Below are 19,623 nucleotides of genomic sequence, written 5' to 3'. Positions count from 1 at the left end.
CCGTGACGTCCCGAAAGCCTGATGAGCAGTTGGCTCGCGACTCCAGACTCCGACTCGTCTCTCCGCGCTCCGTCGCCACGGCCCGCAAGGCAGTGACGGACCGGAGCACCCGGCCGACACCCCGGCCGCCGGCGGGCACCCCCGCCGCGCCCGACCTCGCGAACCGGGCCCGCGCCTCGCTGGCTGACGCCGTGCGCCTGGCCCGCTGGGCCGAACACCACCTCGGTGTCGCGGACGGGTCCCGGCCCGCCCCCGCGGGCGCGCTGCCCCCCGCCGACGTCGAACGGGCCGCCCACCACCTGGGCCTGACGCACGGCCAGATCCAGGTCGGTTGGGACCGGGCGCGCCTCGCCGGCCTCGTCGAGGTGCACGGCGGCCACGCCCGCCCCGGCTGGCGGCTGCGCGCCTGGGACCGCGACGACACGGCGGTCCTGCGCGGCTGGGTCGCGCTCTTCGACGCCTGGTCGCTCGTCCACCCGGCACCCGCCGACATCGCCCCCTCGGCCGTCGCCGACGTGGTCGAGTCGATGCCCCAGGTCCTCTCCCTGCTCCAGCTCTCCGCGGGCCCGGTGACCGTCCCCGCGCTGCTGGACCTGCTCGGCCAGCGCGTCGTCGAACTGCGCGACGAGCGCTGCGAAGTCCCCTACGACGTCCCCGCGTCCGACCCCCAGGGGCCCGGCGCCGCCGACCGTCCCGTCCCGCTGGCCCGCCTGCTGCGCTGGGCCCTCGGCGGCCTGGCCGCCGTGGACGCCGTCACGCTGGGCCCCGCCATGGCCGCGCTCACCCCGCTCGGCAGCTGGGCGGTCTGGGTCAAGTTGGAGCAGATCTGCGTGGCCGCGCAGAGCCCCGCCGGGAACATCGAGCAGTCGGCCGCGGCCATGCTGCACGGCTGCGCCCGACTCACCCCCGGCCCGGCCCGCGCCGAATACCAGGCCTGGCTCGCCGCCCGCCCCGTCGGCCACGCCGTCAGCGAGCTGCTGCACGCCGCCCGCGGGGAGGACGCGCTGCTGCGCGGCCTGGCCTTCGAGGCGCTGCGCGTGGTCGGCGCCCGGGCCGAGCCCGAGGTCCGGGCCGCATCGCGCGAGGCCGCGCTGCGTCCCTACGCCCTGCTCTGGCTCGCCGAGCACGACGGGGTGGACCCCGACGAGGCCCAGGAGGTGCTCACCCGCGAGGAATCGACCTGGCTGTGGGTCGACACCGCCGCGGCCATCGCCGACCACGGCGAGGCGGAGCTGCTGGCCCGCCACCTCGACTCGGCCGTGCGCACCACCGTGCCCCGGCTGCTGGACGAGGTCCGGGCGGTCGGTCACCCGCGCACCGTGCAGGTGCTCGTGGCGCTGGCGGCCGCGCACCCCGACCCGGCCCTGGCCAAGGCGATGCGCCGCGCCGCCTTCCAGGTGCACACCGGCGGGGTCTGAGCCGACGCGGACGTGCGCGCCGCGGGTCAGACCTGCGGCGCGTACGTCCCGAAGCTCCAGATGTTGCCCTCGCCGTCGCGGGCCATGTAGTCCCGGGACCCGTAGTCCTGGTCGGTCGGCGGCATGAGGATCTCCACTCCGTGCTCCGCGGCCCGGCGGTGGTGCGCGTCCACGTCCTCGACCACGATGTACACCCCGGTCGGGCCGGCGTCGGCCATGGCCGCGTCGAAGACCCCGCCCCGGCCCTTGCTGCCCAGCATCACCATGCCGTTGCCGTAGGCCAGCTCGGCGTGCATGACCGCGCCGTCCTCACCCTCGTACACGGCGGCCTGGGTGAAGCCGAAGGCCTCGGTCAGCTGTTTGATGGCGGCCTGGGCGTCGCGGTAGAGCAGCGTCGGAAAGATGGTCGGAACACCTGCCACGGCGATCACTCCCTCTCGTCGATATGACCCGGGTCACCAGTCTCGCAGGAGGGTGCGACAGTCAGCGGAAGGTGTTGCACTGGGCCATGTCGCCCGTCCGGTAGCCCTGGTAGAACCACTGCTGGCGCTGCTCGGCGCTGCCGTGCGTCCAGGACTCCGGGGTCACCCGCCCCTGGAACTTCTCCTGGATCCGGTCGTCGCCGACCGCCGCCGCCGCGTCGAGGCCGTCCTTGATGTCCTGCTCGGTCAGGCTGGTGATCAGCGGCCGCCCGGTGGACTTGTCCGGGGTCTTGGTGGCGTTGTGCGCCCACACCCCCGCGTAGCAGTCGGCCTGGAGCTCCACCTTGACCGCGTTGCTGTTCGCGCCCTGCCGTCCGTCCTGGGCCTTCTGCAGGGTGCCGGTCAGGTTCTGGATGTGGTGCCCGTACTCGTGGGCGATCACGTAGGCCTGGGCGAACGGGCCGCCGCTCGCGCCGAACTTGGTCCGCAGCTCGTTGAAGAACCCCAGGTCGAGGTAGACCTTCTGGTCGCCGGGGCAGTAGAACGGGCCCACCGCCGAGGTGGCCGTGCCGCAGGCGGTGCCGACCTTCCCGGTGAAGAAGACCGTCTGCGCCGGGGTGTACTGCCCGCCCCGCTTGGTGAACTCCTGCTTCCAGAAGTCCTGCGTGCTGTTGACCACGGCGACCAGCCGACAGTCCTCCCGCGCGTTCGCGTCCCGGCCGGTCTTGCAGGTCTGCTGCACCTGGGCGGCCGAGGAGGAGGTGGCGGCGGGCTCCGGGCTGCCGTCGGAGAGCCCGAGCTGTTCGGGCCCCACCCCGAAGAGCAGCCCCATCACCAGCGCGATGAGGCCCACGATGCCGCCACCGATGGTGGCCCTGCCTCCGGGGATGCGGCTGTTCCGGACGTCCTTGACCTCGGATGTGTCCAGATTGGCGTCGTCGTCGAACTGCATCCCGCACGCCCTCTCATCGTGAAGTGGGGGAGGTCACGTGTCCGCCCCTGCGGCGAGTACCGATCCCTTCATCCTGGTATGCCCGGCCCCGCGGCGGCGCCGTACGGGGGCCGAACGGGGGACCCGGGTCGGCGCCCGGCCGCCGCCGGGCGCCCCGCAAAGTAGTTGCGCGCCCCCGGTAGAATGGCTTCCATGGCAAATCTCCTCGCGGATTAGCGGCGCCGAAGACTCGCGTCCCTGCCCCCCTTCCGCCGTCCCCACCGCCCTGGAGTATTTCCGTGATCACCGCCACCGGCATCGAGCTGCGCGCCGGCGCCCGCATCCTCATCGAGAACGCGTCCTTCCGTATCGCCAAGGGCGACCGCATCGGCCTCGTCGGCCGCAACGGAGCGGGCAAGACCACCCTCACCAAGTGCCTCGCGGGCGAGGGGACGCCGGCCGGCGGCAGCATCGCCCGCTCGGGCGAGGTCGGCTACCTCCCGCAGGACCCGCGCACCGGCGACCTCGACGTCCTGGCCAGCGACCGGATCCTCTCCGCGCGCGGCCTGGACGTCCTGCTCAAGAAGATGCGCATGAACGAGGAGCGCATCTCCTCCGGCTCCGGCGCCACCCGCGAGAAGGCGATGCGGCAGTACGAGCGCCAGGAGACGGAGTTCCTGACCAAGGGCGGGTACGCCGCCGAGTCCGAGGCCGCGACGATCTCCGCCGCCCTCGGCCTGCCCGACCGGGTGCTCGGCCAGCCCCTGCACACCCTCTCCGGTGGTCAGCGCCGCCGCGTCGAGCTCGCCCGCATCCTCTTCTCGGACGCCGACACGCTCCTCCTCGACGAGCCGACCAACCACCTCGACGCCGACTCGATCGTGTGGCTGCGCGACTACCTGAAGAACTACCGCGGTGGCTTCATCGTGATCTCCCACGACGTCGACCTGGTCGAGACCGTCGTCAACAAGGTCTTCTACCTGGACGCCAACCGCGCCCAGATCGACGTCTACAACATGGGCTGGAAGCTCTACCAGCAGCAGCGCGAGGCCGACGAGAAGCGCCGCAAGCGCGAGCGCCAGAACGCGGAGAAGAAGGCCGCGGCCCTCAACTCCCAGGCCGACAAGATGCGCGCCAAGGCGACCAAGACCGTCGCCGCGCAGAACATGGCCAAGCGCGCCGACCGGCTGCTCGCCGGCCTGGACGCCGTCCGCGTCTCCGACAAGGTCGCCAAGCTGCGCTTCCCGGACCCGGCGCCCTGCGGCAAGACCCCGCTGACCGCCGAGGGCCTGTCCAAGTCGTACGGCTCGCTGGAGATCTTCACCGACGTCGACCTGGCGATCGACAAGGGTTCGCGCGTGGTCATCCTCGGCCTCAACGGCGCGGGCAAGACCACCCTGCTGCGCCTGCTGTCGGGCACCGAGAAGCCCGACACCGGCGAGGTCACCCCCGGCCACGGCCTCAAGCTCGGCTACTACGCCCAGGAGCACGAGACCCTGGACCCGGAGCGCACGGTCCTGGAGAACATGCGCTCCTCCGCGCCCGACCTGGACCTGGTCGCCGTCCGCAAGACGCTCGGCTCCTTCCTGTTCTCCGGCGACGACGTCGACAAGCCCGCCGGGGTCCTCTCCGGCGGCGAGAAGACCCGCCTCGCCCTGGCCACCCTGGTCGTGTCCTCGGCGAACGTGCTGCTCCTCGACGAGCCCACCAACAACCTCGACCCGGCCAGCCGCGAGGAGATCCTCGGCGCACTGCGCACGTACAAGGGCGCCGTCATCCTCGTGACGCACGACGAGGGCGCGGTCGAGGCGCTGGAGCCGGAGCGGATCATCCTGCTCCCCGACGGCGTCGAGGACCTGTGGGGCCCGGACTACCGGGACCTGGTGTCCCTGGCCTGAGGCGCCTCGCCGGGGCCGTTGATCCAGTTCCTTATGGATCATTCGGCCCACCAGTGATCCATCATCTGAGTGAGAACGTCTCGTATTCCCGCACCCTGTACAACGGCCCCGGCCGCGCGCTCACCGTCGCGCGGCCGGGGCCCGCTGTTTTTCCCGCCCGGGCCCTGACCTGGAGGTTCCTACCCTGGGTCGCCGATCGTGACGGAGAGCAAGGGGTGGAAGAGGAGATTCCGTTCTGCTCGGGTGTCCACTCCTCGGGAAAAGCGCTCGCGCGGACCTTGCTGAATGGGTGGCCAGGAAGCCCGGGAGGGGTGATCATGAGAAGTCCAGAGCGCACTTCCCATGAGGAGGCACGGGTGGCCGAGACTCTGAAGAAGGGCAGCCGGGTAACCGGCGCCGCGCGCGACAAGCTCGCGGCAGACCTGAAGAAGAAGTACGACTCCGGTGCGAGCATCCGGGCGCTGGCCGAAGAAACCGGCCGGTCCTACGGGTTCGTCCACCGGATGCTCAGCGAGTCCGGAGTCACGCTGCGTGGTCGCGGTGGCGCGACGCGCGGAAAGAAGGCGACTTCGGCTGCCTGAGGCGCAGGCCGCAGGCTTCGCTCCTAGAGTTCCTTCGGTGACCCCCGGTCGGCCGTGCGGCCGGCTGGGTGGTTACTGTGCAGTCACTTAAGGCCGAGTCCGCGGCCGACTGCACACCGGAGGCACACAGATGGCTCTGCTCGACAAGGACGGCGTACGGCTCACCGTCGACGACACGGTCGCCTCGGTGACACTGACCAATCCGGCCAAGCGAAACGCTCAGTCCCCCGCGCTCTGGCGGGCGTTGGCAGAGGCCGGTCGGTCGTTGCCGGGCACCGTCCGGGTCGTCGTGCTGCGCGGCGAAGGCAAGTCCTTCTCCGCCGGACTCGACCGACAGGCGTTCACGCCTGAAGGCTTCGAGGGCGAGCCGTCCTTCCTGGACCTGGCGCGTGGTTCCGACGAACTGTTGGACGCCACCATCGCCGAGTACCAGGAGGCCTTCACCTGGTGGAGGCGCAACGACATCGTTTCCGTCGCCGCGGTGCAAGGTCATGCCATCGGTGCCGGCTTCCAGCTCGCGCTCGGTTGTGACCTGCGCGTCGTCGCGGACGACGTGCAGTTCGCCATGCGCGAGACCAGCCTGGGGCTGGTTCCCGACCTGGCCGGCACGCGGCCGCTGACCGACCTGGTCGGCTACGCCCGTGCCCTGGAGATCTGCGCCACCGGGCGCTCCGTCCACGCGGAGGAGGCCGAGCGGATCGGCCTGGCCAACCTCGTGGTGCCCGGGGCCGAGCTGGACGCCGCCGTGCAGGACCTGGTGGCGGCGCTGGTCGCGCCGCCGCGGGATGCGGTGATCGAGACGAAGGCGCTGCTGCGGGGGGCGTCGGGGCGTACCTACGACGACCAGCGTGCCGCCGAGCGCGCGGCCCAGTCCCGCCGCCTGCGCGACCTCGCCGGCCTCTCGGACTGACCCCGCCCGCATTTCAGCCTGCCCGGCGTTTGTGGGCCCTCAATCGCCGGGCGGGCTGATTTTGGCCTGCTCGCGGCGGGGCCGATCTTGCGGGGTGGGCTTCGGCCGCCGCGGAATGGGGGAAGTCTTCCGGGCCGTCCGGCGTAGTGCCCGGGCATCGGCAGTGGAGCGCGCATACCGTGGACGCTAAGTCCGTACGCGCGAAGGGACACGGCGATGAGCGAATCGGGATCCGGATCCGCATCCGCATCGGGAAGCCCCACCAGGCCCCCGGCCGACCGGGGCCGCACCACCATCGCCGACGGCGTGGTCGAGAAGATCGCGGGGCTGGCCGCCCGCGAGGTGCTCGGCGTCCACGCGATGGGCAGCGGCAGCGGCCTCTCCCGCACCTTCGGCGCGGTCCGCGACCGGGTCCCGGGCGGGGCGAAGTCCTCGGTCAGCCGGGGCGTCAAGGCCGAGGTCGGCGAGGTGCAGACCGCCCTCGACGTGGAGATCGTCGTGGACTACGGCGTGTCGATCCGCGAGGTGGCCCGGGCGGTGCGGGAGAACGTGATCTCGGCGGTGGAGCGGATGACCGGCCTGGAGGTCGTCGAGGTCAACGTCGCGGTGAGCGACGTCAAACTGCCCGACGACGAGGACGAGGAGCCGGAATCCCGGCTCCAGTAGCGCCGAGAGGAACCAGCATGAGCATGGCGGTGGTCGGCCTGATGGCCGGCATGGCGCTGGGGTTCGCCGGGTACTTCGGCGGCTTCGGGGCCTTCTTGCTGGTGGCGGCGCTCGGCGCCGTCGGATTCTTCGCCGGCCGGTTCCTGGACGGCGACCTGGATCCCGGGGACTTCTTCCGGCCCCGCGACCGGGGCTCCCCGAGCGACGGCGACCACGGTGGCGGCCGCCGCGACGACCGGCGCCGGTGAGGCCGCGATGAGCGTCCCGCGCGACGACGGCGTCCCCCGTGCGTCCGGCACCCCGCGGAGCACCCCGCCCAAGGTGGCCCCCGCCGACCGCGGTGCCACCCGGATCGCCGACCGGGTCGTCGCCAAGATCGCGGCGCAGGCGGCCCGGGAGGCCCTGACGGCGCTGCCCGTCGCACCGCCCGCCGAAGCCGCGCCCCCGCACGCCACGGTCACCGTGCACCACGACATCGCGCGCGTGCGGATCAGCCTGGAACTCGGCTACCCCGCCGATCTCGCCACCGAGTGCTCCGCCGTGCGCCGCCGGGTCGCCCAGCGGGTCGAGGACTGCGCCGGGATGGCGGTGCCGGAAGTGGACATCGACGTGGAGCGGCTGCACCCCGCCCAGGTCGGCCCCGCCCGGCGGGACCGGCTGAGGTGAGCGCCCCCGCCGGACCCGACGAGCGGCTCGCCGACCCGCCCCGCGGCGCCGCCCCGCGCTTCCGCTCGGCCCGCCGGGTCCCCGCCGCACTGACCGCGCTCGTGGTGCTCGGCGGCGCCGGGCTCTTCCTCTACGACCTCGCCGCCGTGCGCGCGCAGCGCCCCGGCATGCGCTGGCGCCGCGAGCTGGCCCGGCTGCTGGAGCGGCACGCCCCCGCGGACACCGGGGTGGTCATCGCCGGCGCGGTGCTGGTGCTGGCCGGGGCGGCGCTGCTGTTCCTCGCACTGGCCCCCGGGCTGCGCTCGGTCCTGCCGCTGCGCTCCCCGGGACCCCCTCGGCCCGCCGGCGGGCCCCCCGAGGTGCGCGCCGGGATCGGGCGCAAGGCCGCCGCGCTGGTGCTGCGCGACCGTGCCATGGAGGTGTCCGGGGTCCGCTCGGCCCGGGTCACGGTGGCCCGTTCGCACGTGACCGTGCGCGCGGCCTCCCACTTCCGCGAACTGGACGACGTACGGGCGGACCTGGAGGCGGTCCTCGCCGTCGGGCTCGCCGAGCTGGGACTGGCCCACGAGCCGCAGCCGCGCGTCCGGGTCGGCCCGGCCGGCAAGGGATGACCGCGCGAATGAACGCGCGGAACGCGCACACGAAGGGGCACATGAAGGCGCACGCGAACGCGCAACCGCTCGGGACGGTCAACCGGATCCTGCTCGCCCTCGTGGCCCTGGTGCTGCTGGCGGGCGGCGCCGCCCTGCTCACCGGCCGCCGGCCGTTGGAGGGCCGCCGCGCGCCCCTGCTGAGCGCCGCCCGGCGGCGGCACTGGCACGCGGAGGGCTGGTGGTGGTGGGCGGTGGTCGCGGTCCTCGGCCTGTGCGTGCTGCTCGCCCTGTGGTGGCTGTCGGCCCAGCTGCGCCGCTCCCGGCTCCCGGCCGTCCTGGTCGACACCGGGGACGGCGCCTTCGCCCTGCTGCGCGGCCGGGCGTTGGAGGAGGCGGTGGCGGTCGAGGCGGGCGCGCTGGACGGGGTCGCCCACTGCCGGGTCGCCCTGCGCGGTCGTCGCACGGCCCCCGCGCTGCGGCTCGACCTGCGACTGGAGCCGCACGCCGTGCCCGCGGACGTCCTCGCCTCGCTGGCCGGCCCGGTCCTGGACCACGCCCGCGCCTCGGCGGGCCTGGCCGAACTCCCCACCGAGATCCGCTTCCAGGTCGCCGACCACCGGGCCCAGCGCGTCAGCTGAGCCCGGCGGACGGGAGGTCGGACGCGGGAGCTCAGAAGCCGTGGCGGGCGCCGCCGTCGACGGGGAGCATGATGCCCGTCAGGTAGGAGGCCGCCGGCGAGAGCAGGAAGGCGGCCGCGCGGCCGAACTCCCGGTCCGTGCCGTAACGGCGCAGCGGGATGCGGGACTCGTTGGCCGCCCGGGAGGCCGCCGCGTCCCCGGAGAGCGCGTCCAGCTCCCGCACCCGGTCGGTGTCGATCCGCGCGGGCAGCAGGCCGACCACCCGGATCCCGCGCGGGCCGAGGTCGTCCGCGAGGGACTTGGCGAAGCCCGCCAGCCCGGGGCGCAGCCCGTTGGAGATCGTCAGCCCGGAGATCGGTTCGTGCACCGAGCCGGAGAGCACGAAGCCGATGACCCCGCCCTCGCCCAGCTCGGCGGCGGCCGTGCGGGCCAGCCGGACCGCGCCCAGGAAGACCGACTCGAAGGCCGAGCGCCACTGCTCGTCGGTGTTGTCCGCGCCCGCGCCCGGGGTGGGCCCGCCGACGCTGATGAGGACGCCGTCGAAGCGGCCGAACCGCTCGCGGGCGGTGGCGACGAGGCGGGCGGCGGCGTCCGGGTCGGCGTTGTCGGCGACGACGCCGACCGCGTTCGGGCCGAGTGCGGCGGCGGCGTCCGCGACCCGCCGCTCGTCCCGGCCGGTGAGGACGACCCGCGCGCCGTCCGCGGTCAGTTCGCGGGCGCTCGCGAAGCCCAGGCCGCGGGTGGCCCCGGTGACGACGTAGACGCGGTCCTTCAGTCCAAGATCCATACCGGTACGCTACGCCGTCGCGGGCTCGGCCTCGGCGCCTTCCGCGGCGGTGGCCTTCGCGGCCGCCTCCTCGCGGTCGCGCTTCTCGCGCCGGACCAGGATCACCCAGCCCACCGGCACGGCCGCGGTGAACAGCCACCACTGCACGGCGTAGGCCATGTGCGGGCCGATCGAGTCGTGGTCGGGTTCGGCGACCGGCTCGGGGCTGCCGCCGGGCGGGACCGGAGCGGTCAGCTCCAGGTAGCCGCCGAGCACCGGCCTGCCCAGGTACTTCGCCTGCCGGTCGCTGTTGATGAGCATCACCTGGCGGTCCGGCAGGCCCTTGCGGTCCCGGATGCCGCCGTCGCCGTTGACCTCGTCGGCCTTGAGCCGGCCGGTCACCGTGACGTCGCCCGGGGGCGCGGCGGGCACCGGGGGGAAGGCGGTCGGATCGCCGCCGCCCGGCACCCAGCCGCGGTTGACCAGGACCACGCGGCCGTCGGCCAGCACCAGCGGGGTGACCACCTGGAAGCCGACCTTGTCGCCGTTGGAGGTCCGCATCCGCACGACGACCTCGTGCGCGGTGTCGTAGGTGCCGGTGGCGGTGACCGCGCGCCAGAAGTCGGCGCGCGGGACCTCGTGCCCGGGCGAGGTCAGTTCGGTCATCGGAGCCGGCTTCGCGGCCAGGTTCTGCGCGATCAGCTCGTTCTGGGCGACCCGGTGCTCATGGCGGTGGAACTGCCAGAACCCCAGCTGGATCATCGAGGGGATCAGGACGAGGGCCAGGAGGTGCAGGCCCAGCCACTGCCGGGTCAGTACGAAGCGGTACACGCCCAAGACGGTACCCCTCGGCGCGCGGGGGCCGGCGGGCGGGTGACCCGCCCGCTCGGGCGGGGTCGCTCGGGTGCGCTCGCTCAGGTGCGGTCGACGACGCCCACCTTCCCCTCCGCACGGGCGCAGTGCGCCCCGCAGAACCACTGCTGGTCGACCTCGACGCCCTGGCCGATGATCTGGACCCGGCAGTGCTCGCAGATGGGTGCCATGCGGTGGATGGCGCAGGAGAAGCAGTCGAAGACGTGCACCGCGCCCTGCGCGTGCACCTCGAAGGACATGCCGTAGTCGTTTCCGCAAACCTCACAACGTGCCATGCGCCACAGAGTGGGACCGGACGGGCCGACCGGGAAAGCGGTCACCGGGCGAGTCGCCCGATGCTCACCCGTCTGCCGCAGCCACGTCCCGCAGCAGCTGGGTGAAGGCGGCCTCGTCGACGACCGGCGTCCCGAAGGACTTCGCCTTGACCGTCTTCGAGGTCGCCGAGTCCGGGTCGTTGGTCACCAGCAGGCTGGTGAGCCGCGACACGCTGGTCGCGACGTGCAACCCCGCCTCGACCGCGCGGTCCTCCAGCAGCTCCCGGTCCACCGAGGTGTCGCCCGAGAAGGCGATGCGCATGCCCTGCTTGAGGGTGCCGCCGTCCTCGTAGCGGCCCGGGTTCGGGTGCGGGCACGGCGGCCGCTTGCGCGACTGGCGCCAGCTGCCCGTGCCCGCGCTCCGGTAGGAGGCCTGGTGGCCGATGCGCGGCGTCGCCGGGGTGTCGGACCACTCGGTCAGCGGGCGGCACTCCAACAGCGGCAGCCGCACCCCGTCGCGCGCGGCCGCGTGCAGCGAGGGCCGGAAGGCCTCGGCCAGCACCCGGGCGTCGTCGAGCGCGTGGTGGGCGCGCTGCTGGACCACGCCGAAGTGCGCCGCGAGCGACTCCAGCTTGTGGTTGGGCAGCGGGAGGTTCAGTTCCTTCGACAGGGCGATGGTGCACAGCCGCTGACGGACCGGCGCCGTCGCCGCGGCCCGGGCGTACTCGCGGGCGATCATCTGCCAGTCGAAGATGGCGTTGTGCGCGACGAGCACCCGGTCCGCGAGCCGCCCGGCGAACTCCTCGGCGATCTCGCCGAAGAGCGGCGCGTCCTGCAGTACGTCGCTGGTCAGTCCGTGGATCCAGACCGGGCCGGGGTCGCGCTGCGGATTGACCAGGGTGTACCAGTGGTCCTCCACGTTGCCCCGCGCGTCCAGCCGGTAGACGGCCGCGGAGATTATCCGGTCGTCGCGCGCGAGCCCGGTGGTCTCCACGTCGACGACCGCGTACCCCTGCGGGTACGCGGTCGGCCAGGTCGTCTCTGCGGTCGTACGGTCGTCGAGCATGGTCACAGAGGATATCGGCCCGGACCGACAGCCGTGGCCCGTCCGGCTCAGCCCAGCTCGGCGACGAGGTCGCCGGCGCTCACCCGGGCGAAGCCCGCGGGCACTTCGGCCGGGCCGGGGAAAAGCCGGTACGCCGTACCCGAACCCCCCTGCGGGGCCACGCTCGCGCAGGTGAGCGCGAGGAACGCGTGCTTCCCGGCGGCCAGTTCGGCGGCCGCGCCGTCGGCGTCCGCGTGGGGACGGCGCTCCTGCGGCGCGTCCAGGGCGGCGATCCGGGCTGCGAAGGCGGCCGGTTCCTCGCCGGCGGCGGCCCGGTAGAGCCACAGCTCGTCGAGCGCACCGGGCAGCGGCGCCCGCCAGAGCACGGCCACCTCCCGGGTGCGGGCGGCGGAGCGCCACACCGCGAGGTCCCACAGCGTGGTGCGGATGCCGGAGGCGAAGTGCGCGCGGAGGTCGCGGGCCGCCGCTCCCAGCTGTTCGCCGCCCGAGGCGTCGACGCTCTGGAACGACGTGGAGGGCGGCAGGTGGACGTCCGTCCACAGCGCCTCGCGCGCGCCCAGGTCCACCACCATCGGCAGGTACGCCCGGGAGCGGCCCGCGAGGTCGAAGCGCTGGCGCACGGTCCGCGGGTCGTAGCGGGCGTCGCGCGGGCCGTCCGCCGCCAGGGTCATGAACCCCGCGAAGGCGTCGGGCAGCTCGTCGAAGGGCACGTTGTTGTAGCTGAAGACCAGGGGGACGGCGTATGCGTCCCCGTGCGCGGCGAGCTTCGTCAGGTCCAGGTCGACGTACTCGGTCGCCCCGTCCGGGGCCGGGGCCGAGGTGAGGTCGCCGGAGTGGACGGCGGCGCCGGCGGGCCCGTGCGCGAGGCGGGTGTAGTCGCACTGACCGGTGAACCGCCAGTCGGCGTCGAAGAAGGCCACCGACAGGTCGAGGTCGGTGCGGTGGCCCGTCGGCTCCGTCCAGTGCAGGAACAGCCGCAGCACCTCGCCGGGCGGCAGGGTCGCCGTGCTGCCCCGCGGTACCGCGACCAGGGTCCGGGCCGAGTCGCGCTCCGCGAAGGGGACGGCGAGGTCCCCGAGCCCGGAGTCGATGACGGCCAGTTCGTACGGGCGCTCCTCGGGCCGGGCGAACCGGCGCAGCACCTCGTCCTCCAGCAGCCCGACGACATCGCGCACCAGCGGTTCGGGCAGCGGCGGGCGCGCCTCCGTCACCGAGAGGGCGCGGGTGACCTCGCCGCGGGGGAAGAAGACCCGGCGGGTGCCGAGCCGGTCCTCGGCGCGCACGCGCAGCGCTCCCAGCGCCGACAGCAGGGGGCCGGGGCCCACCGCGGGCAGCCCGTGCTCCAGCGCCCGGGCGAGTTCCGGCACCGGGTGGTCCCCGTCGTGCAGGCGCATCAGGTGGTCGAGCCGGCGCACCAGTTCGCCGGGGCGCGCTCCGGCCACCGCGGCGGCCGCCCCGGGGGCGCCCTGGGCCAGGGCCCCTTCCATCCGGTGGCCCCAGGTCGCGGGCCGGATCCGGGAACCGTCGGGGTCGATGCGCACGGCGTCCGGGTGCGCGGCGGCGCTCTCGCGCAGGCTCGCGCCCAGCGGGCCGGTCAGCGCAGTGCCGCGCAGGGCGGCGAAGGCGAGGGCGGCGCGCGGGTGCCGGGCGTGCTGCTCGAAGGGGTGCAGGACCTCGGCCGCGCGCTTCCACGCGGTGGGGTGCCGCAGCAGGTCCTCGACGACGTAGGGGGTCGGCAGGGCGTCCAGTACGGCCAACAGGGCGCGCCGCAGCGGCCGCCCGACGGAGACGAACCGCGTCGGCAGCGGCAGCAGCCCCGGGTCCCCCGAGGACAGCACGGCCAGCAGCCGCAGCACGTCGGTGGCGGTGGTCAGCCGCTCGGCGAGCAGCGCCCGCGCGGCCTCCCGCGTCCCGGATGCGGCGAGGAGCGTGCCCAGGACCAGCGCCTTGGTCTCCCGTACGGGGATCTCCGCGGGCAGCTCGCCGCGGGCGGCCGGGCTCAGCGGCAGCAGGACGAGCAGGTCCTCGCGGTCCTGCGGGGAGAGCGGGGTGCGCCGGGCGAGCAGCGCCAGCGCGATGCGGCCCGCGTCGGCGGCCCGGTCGGTGCCGAGCTCCAGCAGCCGCAGCGGGCCCCGTCGGACGGGCACGCCGGCGGCGGCGCGGACGGGACGCAGGAAGGGGTCGGCGGGGTCGATCCGCCGGTGGCACAGGGGGCAGCCGGAGTAGTCGGCGCCGTCCCAGCACAGCCGGCACACGAGATGGGCGCAGGGGGACACGGGGAAGACGGTGCGCTGCTCGCCGCACAGCACGCAGGGGTGGTCCGCCTGCTGGAGGAGGTGTGCGAAGACCCGGTCCACATAGAGCCGGTCGGTGTCGCGCACCACGCCCCGCACGATCGAGGGGAAGCGCCGCAGCAGCGGGGTGTGGGTCCGGTCCGCGCCGAGCAGGTCGTCGATCAGGGCGACGAGGTCGCGCCGGATGTCGGCCAGTGCCTCGGCCGGGAGCGCGGCCAGCGCCGCGTACAGCTCCGGGCGCAGGAGGTGGCCCCGCTCCAGGAGCGCGGCTTCGAGCCGGCGCAGGGCGGGCCCGCCGTCGGGGGCCCATACGGGCACCGGGTCGACGTAGACGGTCTGGATCCGGCGCAGCAGTACGGACTCGACAGTGGTGATGGGTGCCCCTCCTGGACGTGAAGAACGGGGGCGGAGAGTGGGCGCGCGGGATCTTTGCAGGAAGGTGAGAAGGATGCGCGCCGGGGAGCCGCCCCCGTGCCCAGGGATCCCATCACGGAACGGGCGCGCGGCGCAAAGCGATCAGCGCAGCGATTCTCCGGCGCGTCCGTCCGATCCGTCCGATCCGTCCGGTGCCAGCAGGGCCGCCACCAGGGTCCTGACCGACAACAGGAAGAGCCGCTCCGGGTCCGCCGGGCGGGCCAGGGCGCGGGAGAGGGCCGGATCGTCGGGAGCCGCGGCCGGGTCCCAGAGCTCGCCCTCGGCGGGGGACTGGGCGGGGGAGCGTTCGCGGTTGCGCTCGATGAGGACGAAGCCGACGATCTGGAACTGGACCACGCGCACGGCGTCGGCCGCGCGGGCCCCGCGCAGTCCCGCCGCGTGCACCTCGTGCACGAGGGCCTGCTGCGCGGGCAGGAACATCCGCTCGGTCAGCCCGCGCTCGTGCACCATCGCGATCAGGTGCGGGCGCCCGCGCAGCTCGCGGCGCAGGGTCCGGGCCACCGAGACGATCCGGTCGAGCGGGGTGCGGCCGGTGGGGCGCACGGCGCCCATGTCCCGGACGGTCCGTTCGACGAGCGCGTCGAGCAGGGATTCGCGGTTGCCGACGTGCCAGTAGATCGAGGTCACCGCGGTGCCGAGTTCGGCGGCCAGCTTGCGCATGGTGAGGGCGGCCGGGCCGTGCTGTTTGACCAGGGACGCGGCCGTCTCCAGCACCTCCTCGCGGGTGAGCGCACTTCTGGCCATCGCGGCCCCCAACTCTGTCCGGTGGAGCAACAATTGATCTGGCGGTCCGTCAGTTCTCGTACGTGCAGCCCTCTTTACCCTTCATCGGTGGCGGTGTAACTGTGTTACAGACCTCCCCCGACTACCGTCGGGGGACCCCGTGAAGGGTGGTGCTTCCCATGGCACGCGTACGGTACGGCGCGCGGACCGAAGCCGAGATCTCGGCCTCGCGCGAGAAGAGCTCCAAGCTTCCCGACATCTGGTCCACCGGTGTGGTGGCCGTCTGGGAGAGCGATCCGGACGTGGTGGCCGCGGTCCTCCCGCCGCCGCTCAAGCCCGCCGAACGGCCGCTCGTACGGGCCAACATCAGCAAGGTGGACCTGCCCGGCTACCCGCTCGGCGCGGGCTCCGTGGCCGTCGCCGCCCGGCACGGCGCGGTCGAGGGCTGGTACCCGCTCGTCATGCCGATGACCCACGAGCGCGCCCTGGTCGGCGGCCGCGAGGTGTTCGGCGAGCCGAAGAAGCTGGGCGAGGTAGCCGTCGAGCGCGACGGCCTCGTCGTACGGGCCTCCCTCGCCCGGCACGGTATCGCCTTCGTCGAGGTGCGCGGCGCGGTGGACCGCGAGCTGCCGCTGCCCGAGCCGACCACGAAGACCGACTTCTACTTCAAGTTCCTGCCCGCCGTGGACGGCGACGGCTTCGACGCCGACCCCGTCCTCGTGCACTGCACCCGCAACGAGAAGGTCCGCAAGCTGGAACACATCACCGGCGACGTCGTCCTGCGGGAGTCGATGTTCGACCCGATCGCGGACCTGCCGGTGCGCCGGATCGTCGAGATCACCATCGGCGAGAAGACCACCGACCAGAAGGGCAAGGTGGTCGAGCGGGTCAGCGCCCGGGCGCTGCTGCCCTACATCCACCAGCGCTACGACGACCCGATGCAGATCCTCGACGCGCCCCCCGAGGGATCGTCGGCGGGGAGCGTCTGAGATGCGACTCGAACCGGGACAGGTGGCCGTCGTCACGGGCGCGGCCAGCGGCATCGGGCTCGCCATGGTCCGCCGCTTCGCCGCGGAGGGACTGAAGGTGGTCCTCGCCGACGTCGAGGAGGGCGCCCTGCGCAAGGCCGCCGACGAACTCGCCGCAGACGGGGCCGAGGTGCTCGCCCGCACCGTCGACGTCAGCGACCGCGACTCCCTGCGCTCCCTCGCCGACGCGGCCTACGACACCTTCGGCGCGGTCCACGTGCTCTGCAACAACGCGGGCGTCGGCTCGGGCGCCGAGGGCCGCATGTGGGAGCACGAGCCCAACGACTGGAAGTGGGCCTTCTCCGTCAACGTGTGGGGCGTCTTCCACGGCATCCAGGCCTTCGTCCCGCGCATGATCGCGAGCGGCGTCCCCGGCCACGTCGTCAACACCTCCTCCGGCGACGGCGGCATCGCCCCGCTGCCCACCGCCTCGGTCTACGCCGTCACCAAGGCGGCCGTGGTCACCATGACCGAGTCGCTCTACGCCCACCTCAAGGCCGAAGGCGCGCAGGTCGGCGCCTCCGTCCTCTTCCCCGGGCCGCACATGTTGCGCACCGGACTGTGGGAGTCCCACCGCAACCGGCCCGACCGCTACGCCAAGGAACGCCCGCGCAAGGCGCCGTACCGCACCCTCGACCAGTACGAGGCGGCGATGAAGCAGGCCGGGCACGAGGTGAACTTCACGCCGGTCGAGGAGGTCGCCGAGCACGTGGTCGACGGCATCCGGGCCGACCGCTTCTGGATGCTCCCGGCGAGCGAGCACAGCGACCGGCAGATCCGCGCCCGGTCGCAGTCGATGCTCGACCGGGCCGACCCCGCCTACCTGGAAAGCTTCATCCTCGACTGAGGGGCCTCGCAGTGAACGCGTACGAAGACCCGTACCTGATCATCTCCTCCGACTGCCACGCGGGGTTGCCGACCGAGCGGTACCGCCCGTACCTCGACTCCCGTTTCCACCCCCAGTTCGACGAGTTCCTCGGCCAGCGCGACGCCCGCCGCGAGGAGGCCACCCGGCTCGGCGTGCGCAATGAAGCCTTCGCCGAGAAGTGGTTCCACGACCACGAAGAGGGCCTCAAGGGCGGTTGGGACGCCACCCAGCGCCTCAAGGAGCTCGACGGCGACGGCGTGGCCGCCGAAGTCGTCTTCCCCGACGCCGACGCGGTCGACAGCCAGACCGCCGCGCCCTTCGGCGTCGGCCTCGGCCTCTCCGGCGACCAGGACCCCGAGTTGGGCATGGCGGGCGCGCAGGCGCACAACCGCTGGCTCGCCGAGTTCGTGTCGCAGCATCCCGAGCGGCACTGCGGGGTGGCCCTGCTCCCCATCACGGGCGAGCCGGACCGGGTCGTCGCCGAGATCCACCGGGCCAAGGAGTCCGGGCTCGGCGCCCTGATGATCCCGTCCATGTGGGTGGACAAGGCGCCCTACCACGACCGCCGTTACGACCCCGTGTGGGCGGCCGCCGCCGAGACCGCGATGCCGATCGTCACCCACTCGGGTGCCGCGCCGCGCCACGAGTACGGCGACCACCTCGGGATCTACGTCTCCGAGGTCACCTGGTGGCCCGCCCGGCCCCTGTGGTTCCTGCTGTGGTCGGGGGTCTTCGAGCGCCACCCCGGCCTGAAGTTCGGGGTCGCCGAGTCCGGCTGCTGGTGGTTGCCCAACCAACTGTGGTTCATGGACCGGCTCTACCTCGGCGCGCACGGCGGCAAGAAGCTCTCGCCGTTCGCGGAGCTGAAGCGGCCGCCCAGCGAGTACCTGGACCGGCAGGTCTTCGTCTGTGCGACCAACACCAAGCGCCGGGAACTGGCGCAGCGCTACGAGATCGGCGTGGACAACATCCTGTGGGGCTCGGACTTCCCGCACCCCGAGGGCACCTGGCCGAACACCCGTGGCTGGTTGAAGAAGACCTTCCACGACATCCCGGTCGAGGAGACCCGCCGCATGCTGGGGCTGGCCGCCGCCGAGGTCTTCGGCTTCGACACCGCCGCGCTCGCCCCGCTGGCCCGCCGGATCGGACCGACCCCGGCCGAGCTCGGCCAGTCGGCCGACCAGGCGGCCGTGACGGCCTCCTGGTCCCGCTCCCGCGAGGTCGGCAGGCACTGGCTGACCGACCACGACTTCCCGGTGCTGGGGGTGGACGGATGACCTCCGGCCGGCCGACGACCGCGGAGGACCGCTACACGGTCATCTCGGCGGACTGCCACGCGGGCGCCGACCTCCTGGACTACAAGCCGTACCTGGAGAAGCGCCACCACGAGGAGTTCGACGCCTGGGCCGCCGGTTACGTCAACCCCTACGAGGACCTCCTCGCCGACACCGCCGACCGCAACTGGAACTCCCAGCGCCGCCTGGCCGAACTGGAGGCGGACGGGATCGTGGCGGAGGTGCTCTTCCCCAATACGATCCCGCCCTTCTTCCCCAAGGCCTCGCTGATGGCGCAGCCGCCCACCGCCGCCGAGTACGCGCTGCGCTGGGCCGGGCTCCAGGCCCACAACCGCTGGCTGGCCGACTTCTGCGCGGACGCGCCGGGGCGGCGGGCCGGGGTGGTCCAGATCCTGCTCAACGACGTGGACGCGGCGGTCCGGGAGATCCGGCGGACCAAGGAGGCGGGGCTGACCGGCGGGATCCTGCTGCCGGGCGTCCCGCCGGGCTCGCCCGTCCCGGAGCTGTACTCGGCGGCGTACGACCCGATCTGGGCGGTCTGCGAGGAGCTGGACGTCCCGGTCAACCACCACGGCGGCTCGGCCTCGCCGCCGCTCGGCGAAGAACCGGCGGCCCGCGCCGTCTTCATGGTGGAGACCACCTGGTTCTCGCACCGCGCCCTGTGGCACCTCATGTTCGGCGGCGCCTTCCGGCGCCACCCGGGCCTCAAACTGGTCCTGACCGAGCAGGGGTCCGGCTGGATCCCGGGCGTGCTGGAGATGCTCGACTACTACCACGGCCGACTGGTGAACGCGGCGGCGCGGGCCGCCACCGCGGAGTCCAAGTTCGGTGCGGGCCTGGCGGATTCGATGGGCAAGGGCCCCACCGAGGTCTGGCGGGACAACTGCTTCGTGGGCGCGAGCTTCATGCGCCCCCACGAGGTGCCGCTGCGGGACCGGATCGGCCTCGACAAGATCATGTGGGGCAGCGACTACCCCCACGACGAGGGCACCACCCCCTTCTCCCGCGAAGGCCTCCGCATCGCCTACGCGGGCCTGCCGCGCGCCGAGGTCGCCGCCATGGTCGGCGGCAACGCGGCCCGCGTGTACGGGTTCGACCTGCCGCTCCTGGACGCGCTGGCCGCCCAGCACGGCCCGCTCGTCACGGAGGTCGCCGAGCCCCTGACCGAGATCCCGCCGCAGGCCACCAGCCCGGCCTTCGCCCGCGGCGCCTCGGTCCGGGTCTGGTAGCACCGCGTCGGTACCGCCTTCCCGCCGGGCGGCCCGGGTCCGGACCGACCGGACCCGGGCCGCCCGGCG

Annotated in this window: 21 protein-coding genes; 13 read left to right on the top strand and 8 right to left on the bottom strand. The window is 73.6% G+C overall.

Going from position 1 to position 19,623, the window contains the following annotated elements; all coding sequences use genetic code 11:
* Positions 1-2 precede the first annotated feature (2 nt).
* Positions 3-1,418 carry a hypothetical protein gene (locus ACIBEA_RS08720; RefSeq protein WP_399259131.1) on the top strand — a complete coding sequence of 472 codons (1,416 nt, stop codon included), beginning with the start codon at positions 3-5 and terminating at the stop codon, positions 1,416-1,418.
* Between the two features lie 26 nt (positions 1,419-1,444).
* On the opposite strand, the gene ACIBEA_RS08715 is transcribed toward ACIBEA_RS08720, so the two are convergent.
* Positions 1,445-1,840 carry a VOC family protein gene (locus tag ACIBEA_RS08715; RefSeq protein ID WP_399259130.1) on the bottom strand — a complete coding sequence of 132 codons (396 nt, stop codon included), beginning with the start codon at positions 1,838-1,840 and terminating at the stop codon, positions 1,445-1,447.
* 61 nt (positions 1,841-1,901) lie between these two features.
* Positions 1,902-2,792 carry a neutral zinc metallopeptidase gene (locus ACIBEA_RS08710; RefSeq protein ID WP_399259129.1) on the bottom strand — a complete coding sequence of 297 codons (891 nt, stop codon included), beginning with the start codon at positions 2,790-2,792 and terminating at the stop codon, positions 1,902-1,904.
* Between the two features lie 278 nt (positions 2,793-3,070).
* Between ACIBEA_RS08710 and ACIBEA_RS08705 the strand changes: the two genes are divergently transcribed.
* The 8 genes from ACIBEA_RS08705 to amaP all read left to right on the top strand — a co-directional run bounded on the left by ACIBEA_RS08705 (position 3,071) and on the right by amaP (position 8,723).
* Positions 3,071-4,669: an ABC-F family ATP-binding cassette domain-containing protein gene (locus ACIBEA_RS08705; protein WP_399259128.1), complete on the top strand. Its 1,599-nt coding sequence runs from the start codon at positions 3,071-3,073 to the stop codon at positions 4,667-4,669.
* 356 nt (positions 4,670-5,025) lie between these two features.
* Positions 5,026-5,250 (top strand): helix-turn-helix domain-containing protein, encoded by a 225-nt coding sequence (locus ACIBEA_RS08700; protein ID WP_354382253.1) that lies wholly within the window; start codon positions 5,026-5,028, stop codon positions 5,248-5,250.
* A 130-nt stretch (positions 5,251-5,380) separates the two neighbouring features.
* Positions 5,381-6,160, top strand: a complete 780-nt coding sequence (locus ACIBEA_RS08695; protein ID WP_385776556.1) for an enoyl-CoA hydratase/isomerase family protein — start codon at positions 5,381-5,383, stop codon at positions 6,158-6,160.
* A gap of 216 nt (positions 6,161-6,376) precedes the next feature.
* A complete protein-coding gene (locus ACIBEA_RS08690; RefSeq protein ID WP_399259127.1) occupies positions 6,377-6,826 on the top strand; it encodes an Asp23/Gls24 family envelope stress response protein in 450 nt (149 codons plus the stop codon).
* A gap of 17 nt (positions 6,827-6,843) precedes the next feature.
* Positions 6,844-7,074, top strand: coding sequence for a hypothetical protein (locus ACIBEA_RS08685; protein WP_399259126.1), 231 nt, complete (start codon positions 6,844-6,846; stop codon positions 7,072-7,074).
* Positions 7,075-7,081: 7 nt separating this feature from the next.
* Entirely contained in the window at positions 7,082-7,492 is a 411-nt protein-coding gene (locus tag ACIBEA_RS08680) for a hypothetical protein (protein WP_399259125.1), read from the top strand.
* Complete coding sequence (locus tag ACIBEA_RS08675) at positions 7,489-8,103, top strand: DUF6286 domain-containing protein (RefSeq protein WP_399259124.1); 615 nt, start codon at positions 7,489-7,491, stop codon at positions 8,101-8,103. The genes ACIBEA_RS08680 and ACIBEA_RS08675 overlap by 4 nt, the downstream gene beginning before the upstream one ends.
* Before the next feature lie 41 nt (positions 8,104-8,144).
* Complete coding sequence (gene amaP / locus ACIBEA_RS08670; RefSeq protein WP_399259523.1) at positions 8,145-8,723, top strand: alkaline shock response membrane anchor protein AmaP; 579 nt, start codon at positions 8,145-8,147, stop codon at positions 8,721-8,723.
* Positions 8,724-8,754: 31 nt separating this feature from the next.
* Here amaP and ACIBEA_RS08665 read toward each other — a convergent pair whose 3' ends face one another.
* From ACIBEA_RS08665 to ACIBEA_RS08640, 6 genes are all read right to left on the bottom strand, one after another.
* On the bottom strand, positions 8,755-9,510 hold the full coding sequence (locus tag ACIBEA_RS08665) for an SDR family oxidoreductase (RefSeq protein ID WP_399259123.1): 756 nt from the start codon (positions 9,508-9,510) through the stop codon (positions 8,755-8,757).
* A 9-nt stretch (positions 9,511-9,519) separates the two neighbouring features.
* Positions 9,520-10,320, bottom strand: coding sequence for an SURF1 family protein (locus ACIBEA_RS08660; protein WP_399259122.1), 801 nt, complete (start codon positions 10,318-10,320; stop codon positions 9,520-9,522).
* Between the two features lie 83 nt (positions 10,321-10,403).
* Complete coding sequence (locus ACIBEA_RS08655) at positions 10,404-10,637, bottom strand: hypothetical protein (RefSeq protein WP_385776540.1); 234 nt, start codon at positions 10,635-10,637, stop codon at positions 10,404-10,406.
* 64 nt (positions 10,638-10,701) lie between these two features.
* Positions 10,702-11,688: a DEDDh family exonuclease gene (locus ACIBEA_RS08650; RefSeq protein WP_399259121.1), complete on the bottom strand. Its 987-nt coding sequence runs from the start codon at positions 11,686-11,688 to the stop codon at positions 10,702-10,704.
* A gap of 41 nt (positions 11,689-11,729) precedes the next feature.
* Positions 11,730-14,351, bottom strand: a complete 2,622-nt coding sequence (locus ACIBEA_RS08645; RefSeq protein ID WP_399259522.1) for an MXAN_6230/SCO0854 family RING domain-containing protein — start codon at positions 14,349-14,351, stop codon at positions 11,730-11,732.
* A 141-nt stretch (positions 14,352-14,492) separates the two neighbouring features.
* A complete protein-coding gene (locus ACIBEA_RS08640) occupies positions 14,493-15,155 on the bottom strand; it encodes a TetR/AcrR family transcriptional regulator (protein WP_399259120.1) in 663 nt (220 codons plus the stop codon).
* A gap of 158 nt (positions 15,156-15,313) precedes the next feature.
* Between ACIBEA_RS08640 and ACIBEA_RS08635 the strand changes: the two genes are divergently transcribed.
* Genes ACIBEA_RS08635 through ACIBEA_RS08620 form a run of 4 tightly spaced genes read left to right on the top strand, consistent with a single transcriptional unit; the run spans position 15,314 to position 19,554 of the window.
* Positions 15,314-16,123: an acetoacetate decarboxylase family protein gene (locus tag ACIBEA_RS08635; RefSeq protein ID WP_399259119.1), complete on the top strand. Its 810-nt coding sequence runs from the start codon at positions 15,314-15,316 to the stop codon at positions 16,121-16,123.
* 1 nt (position 16,124) lies between these two features.
* Positions 16,125-17,009, top strand: coding sequence for an SDR family NAD(P)-dependent oxidoreductase (locus ACIBEA_RS08630; protein WP_399259118.1), 885 nt, complete (start codon positions 16,125-16,127; stop codon positions 17,007-17,009).
* Between the two features lie 11 nt (positions 17,010-17,020).
* Positions 17,021-18,307 (top strand): amidohydrolase family protein, encoded by a 1,287-nt coding sequence (locus tag ACIBEA_RS08625; protein ID WP_399259117.1) that lies wholly within the window; start codon positions 17,021-17,023, stop codon positions 18,305-18,307.
* Positions 18,304-19,554: an amidohydrolase family protein gene (locus tag ACIBEA_RS08620; RefSeq protein ID WP_399259115.1), complete on the top strand. Its 1,251-nt coding sequence runs from the start codon at positions 18,304-18,306 to the stop codon at positions 19,552-19,554. Before ACIBEA_RS08625 ends, ACIBEA_RS08620 begins: the two co-directional genes overlap by 4 nt.
* Positions 19,555-19,623 lie beyond the last annotated feature (69 nt).

The sequence above is a fragment of the Streptomyces sp. NPDC051555 genome (genome assembly GCF_044454405.1).
Classification (GTDB): Bacteria; Actinomycetota; Actinomycetes; order Streptomycetales; family Streptomycetaceae; genus Streptomyces.
Note: the sequence above shows the minus strand (reverse complement) of the source record. Positions and strands in the feature narration are given on the sequence as shown.

Bases quoted from the DNA above. Each gene is read 5' to 3' on its own strand.
- amaP (WP_399259523.1), top strand. From the start codon at position 8,145: ATGAAGGCGCACGCGAACGCGCAACCGCTCGGGACGGTCAACCGGATC.
- ACIBEA_RS08655 (WP_385776540.1), bottom strand. From the start codon at position 10,637: ATGGCACGTTGTGAGGTTTGCGGAAACGACTACGGCATGTCCTTCGAG.
- ACIBEA_RS08665 (WP_399259123.1), bottom strand. From the start codon at position 9,510: ATGGATCTTGGACTGAAGGACCGCGTCTACGTCGTCACCGGGGCCACC.
- ACIBEA_RS08710 (WP_399259129.1), bottom strand. From the start codon at position 2,792: ATGCAGTTCGACGACGACGCCAATCTGGACACATCCGAGGTCAAGGAC.
- ACIBEA_RS08685 (WP_399259126.1), top strand. From the start codon at position 6,844: ATGAGCATGGCGGTGGTCGGCCTGATGGCCGGCATGGCGCTGGGGTTC.
- ACIBEA_RS08640 (WP_399259120.1), bottom strand. From the start codon at position 15,155: ATGGCCAGAAGTGCGCTCACCCGCGAGGAGGTGCTGGAGACGGCCGCG.
- ACIBEA_RS08680 (WP_399259125.1), top strand. From the start codon at position 7,082: ATGAGCGTCCCGCGCGACGACGGCGTCCCCCGTGCGTCCGGCACCCCG.
- ACIBEA_RS08635 (WP_399259119.1), top strand. From the start codon at position 15,314: ATGGCACGCGTACGGTACGGCGCGCGGACCGAAGCCGAGATCTCGGCC.
- ACIBEA_RS08630 (WP_399259118.1), top strand. From the start codon at position 16,125: ATGCGACTCGAACCGGGACAGGTGGCCGTCGTCACGGGCGCGGCCAGC.
- ACIBEA_RS08695 (WP_385776556.1), top strand. From the start codon at position 5,381: ATGGCTCTGCTCGACAAGGACGGCGTACGGCTCACCGTCGACGACACG.
- ACIBEA_RS08620 (WP_399259115.1), top strand. From the start codon at position 18,304: ATGACCTCCGGCCGGCCGACGACCGCGGAGGACCGCTACACGGTCATC.
- ACIBEA_RS08690 (WP_399259127.1), top strand. From the start codon at position 6,377: ATGAGCGAATCGGGATCCGGATCCGCATCCGCATCGGGAAGCCCCACC.